Genomic DNA, 3,640 nt, shown 5'->3' with positions numbered 1-3,640 from the left:
GGCGAGAACGGCGGCCTGTTCCCGGAAGAGCGCGATCAGCTGGTCCATGGTGGTGTCCTCGGGTTCTCGTGTGACGGTGGGCGATGCGGTGACGGTGGCCTGGGCCGCGGCGGCGGGTGCGTCCTCGGGTGTCCAGAAGCGGGCGGTGGTGGCGAACTGGTATCCGCTGAGCCGCCGCCGGACCCGTGAGTCCGGTTCGTACAGCGCATCCCACACGGGGTTCAGTCCGTCCCGGTACAGGGCGGCGACGGTGTCGGGGAGTTCGGCTCCGGTCGCGGCGGGACCGGGGCACGGTGCCAGGTGCCGCGCGGGCGAATCGGGATGGGCGCGAGCGACGAGCGGCAACAGGATTCGTGCGGGGCCCACCTCGATCAGGTGGGTCGGATCGCAGGTCAGGGCGGCCGCGGTGGCGTCCGCGAACCGCACGGTCGCCGTGATGTGGTCGGTCCAGTAGGCCGCGTCCATCGGCTCGTCGACGTCGAGCAACCGGCCGCGTGTGGTGGAGAAGATCGGGATCTCGGGCTGTCGGTACGTGCAATCGGCGGCGACCTCCGCGAACGCGTCCTGCATCGGCGCCATGGCGGGGGAGTGGAAGGCATGCGACACGGTGAGCCGGCGGACGCGGAGTCCGGCCGCGGTCAGTGCGGCGCCGAGGCGTTCGAGTGCGTCGGCAGCCCCCGACAGCACCACGTCCCGCGGCCCGTTCACCGCCGCCAGCGCGGCCGCGGGTTCGCCGGCGAGCAGGTCGGCGACCTCGTCCGGGGTGGCCCGGACCGCGAGCATCGTCCCGCCGGCGGGCAGTTGCTGCATGAGCCGTCCCCGCGCGACGATCAGCCGGCACGCGTCGTCCAGGTCGAACACGCCGGCGTGCGCCGCGGCGGCGTACTCGCCGACGCTGTGACCGACCAGCCACGCCGGTTCGATACCCAGCTCGCCGAGCGTCCGGGCGAGCGCGTATTCGACCGCGAACAGGGCGGGCTGCGCGAACTCGGTCCGGTGGATGTTGTCACCGGCATCGAACAGCATCTCCCGCACCGAGCGGCCCAGATGCGGTGTCATCCGCTCGTCCACGTCGGACAGTGCACGCCGGTAGCCGCCGTGGTGCTCGTGCAGCGCGCGGGACATTCCCGGGTGCTGCGCGCCCTGACCGGTGAAGAACCAGCCGATGCTGACGGGGCGGGCCGCGCCGGACAGCGACGCGCGCAGGTCTTCGTCGGCCGCGACCGCGCGCAGCGCCGCGACGGCCTCGTCCCGGTGGTGTGCGGTGAGCGCGAGGCGGTGGCGCCCGGATGCCTTGACCGTGTTGGTGGTCCAGCACACCCGGCCCAGATCCGCGCCGGGTCGTGCGAGATCGTCGGCCAGGACGGCGGCGGTGCGGGCGAGGCCGTCCGGGTTGTTCGACGACAGGGTGAGCACGCCGCCGCCGGTGCTCGGCGCGGCCGGGGTGGTGGCGGGCGCGGAGCCCAGCAGCATGTGGGCGTTGGTGCCGCCGAGGCCGAAACTGCTGACGGCGCCGTGCGCGTCGTCGTCGGCCAGCGTCATCGGCTCGGACAGGAGCCGGAGGCCGTTGTCCGCCAGGCGGAGTCGCGGGTTCGCGTCCTCCGCGTAGCGGCTGGGGGGTACCACGCGGTGGTGCAGGGAGAGTGCCACCTTGATCAGGCCGGCCACGCCGGCCGCCCCCTCCGTGTGGCCGAGATTGCCTTTGATCGATCCGATCGCGCACGGCTGCGGCCGGGTCACCCCGTGGACGTGGCCGAGGGCCTTGACCTCGATCATGTCGCCGAGCACCGTCCCGGTGCCGTGGGCCTCGACGAACGCGACCTGGGCGGGCGTGACACCGGCACGCCGGTAGGCCGTCTCGACGACCTGCTGCTGGGCCCAGCGGTTGGGTGCGGTGATCCCGTTGCTGCGGCCGTCGTTGTTGACGGCGCTGCCCTTGATCACCGCGTAGATCGGCAGGCCCTCGGCCTGCGCGTCCTCGAGCCGGCGCAGCACGAGCACCGCGACACCCTCGCCGCGACCGATGCCGTCCGCCGTCCCGCTGAACGGTTTGCACCGGCCGTCCGGTGCGGACAGCCCGGCCTGGGTGTAGAAGACGTTCACCGTGGGGGTCAGGGTGAGGTTGACGCCCCCGGCGAGGGCCTGATCGCATTCCCCGGACCGCAGCGCCGCGCAGGCCAGATGGACGGCGACGAGGGACGACGAGCAGGCCGTGTCGATCGCCATGCTCGGGCCCTGCAGGTTCAGGTGATAGGACACCCGGTTGGCGGTCATGAAATAGCCGTTGCCGCTGCCGAGTTGGGGGGTGATACGCGAGGCGTCACGCATCTGGAGATTCCACTCGTTGGCCATGACGCCCACGTACACGCCGGTGTTCGACCCGGCCTGCGCCCGCGGGTCCAGGGTGGCGTCCTCGAGCGCACGCCACGCCGCCTGCAGCAGCAGCCGCTGTTGCGGGTCCATCGCCGCGGCCTCGCGGGGCGCGATGCCGAAGAATTCGTGGTCGAACGCGTCGGCATCGGTGAGGAATCCGCCGCTGCGGTTGTTGACCGCGCCGGGACCACCGGCGGCGTCGAAGACGTCGTCCGCGTTCCATCTCGAGGCGGGGACATCGGTGATTCCGTCGCCGCCGCCCATCAACAGCGCCCACAGCGCGTCGGCGTCGGGTGCCTGCGGGAAGCGGCAGTCGAGGCCGACGACGGCGACGTCGGTCATGAGGCCGTCCGGTACCGGGCCGCGGCCTCGCCGACGACGAAGACGGCCATTTCGGCGATGGTCGGATACTCGAACACCACGGTGGGATCGAGTTCGAGGTCCCAGCGGTCCTCGATCTCGCCGCACAGGCTCACCGCGGACACCGATTCGATTCCCAGTTCGGCGAGGGGCAGGTGGGGGTCGACCTCGCGCACCGGTTGTTCGGTGTGGAAGGCCACCCTGCCGGCGAGCCAGTCGATGACGGGTGCGTGGTCGCGCGGGGTGCTCTGTTCGGGGATACGCATGGGTGTTCTCTCCTGGTCGGTGATCGGGGGTCAGGCGGGTGCTGCGACGGCGGTGGTCCGGAGGCGTTGCACCGCCGGGTCGATATCCTCGTGCAGCACCGCGTCGACGCGGGACTGCAGGAACGACGCGCGCATCGATCTGCGCTGGACCTTCCCGCTCGTGGTGCGGTGCACCCCGTGCCGGTCGACGAGCACCACACTCGGGGCGTGGACGTCGAAGTCGCGGGCGACGGCGAGCCGGATCCGGCGTGCGAGGCCGGGCAGCGTCAGGTCGTCGATCAGCGCGGTCTTGACCTCGTGGATCACCAGCAGCCGCTCGTGCTGCCCGGTATCCATCGACAGCACCACCCCGGTGGCACCGGTGAGCGCCGGGTGCAGGTCCCGGACGGCCTCCTCGATGTCCTGCGGGTACAGGTTGCGGCCGTTGACGATCAGCAGGTCCTTCAGGCGGCCGGTGACGTAGAGGTGACCGTCGTCGTCGGTCACCCCGAGGTCACCGGTGCGCAGGTACGGTCCGTCGCCGGCGAGGGTGGCGCGGAACTTCTGCTCGGTCTCGTCCGGCCGGTTCCAGTAGCCGGCGGCGACGCTGCCACCGGAGATCCAGATCTCCCCGACCCGGCCGTGCGGCAGCTCCCGGCCGG

Annotated in this window: 2 protein-coding genes and 1 pseudogene; all 3 read right to left on the bottom strand. The window is 72.0% G+C overall.

The window, feature by feature from the left end:
* Nucleotides 1-2,715 (bottom strand): type I polyketide synthase (locus AC1D1G_RS43070; protein ID WP_477956692.1); only part of this gene is annotated, 2,715 nt, incomplete at its 3' end.
* On the bottom strand, nt 2,712-2,999 hold the full coding sequence (locus AC1D1G_RS43065) for an acyl carrier protein (protein WP_283353651.1): 288 nt from the start codon (nt 2,997-2,999) through the stop codon (nt 2,712-2,714). The genes AC1D1G_RS43065 and AC1D1G_RS43070, both read right to left, overlap by 4 nt.
* A 30-nt stretch (nt 3,000-3,029) precedes the next feature.
* Nucleotides 3,030-3,640: pseudogene (locus tag AC1D1G_RS43060) on the bottom strand (fatty acyl-AMP ligase); the annotation flags it as partial.

The organism is Rhodococcus sp. P3_B8 (assembly GCF_056402775.1).
Note: the sequence above shows the minus strand (reverse complement) of the source record. Positions and strands in the feature narration are given on the sequence as shown.

What these genes read in the sequence shown, in the direction of transcription:
- AC1D1G_RS43065 (WP_283353651.1), bottom strand. Translation starts at nt 2,999, where the DNA reads ATGCGTATCCCCGAACAGAGCACCCCGCGCGACCACGCACCCGTCATC.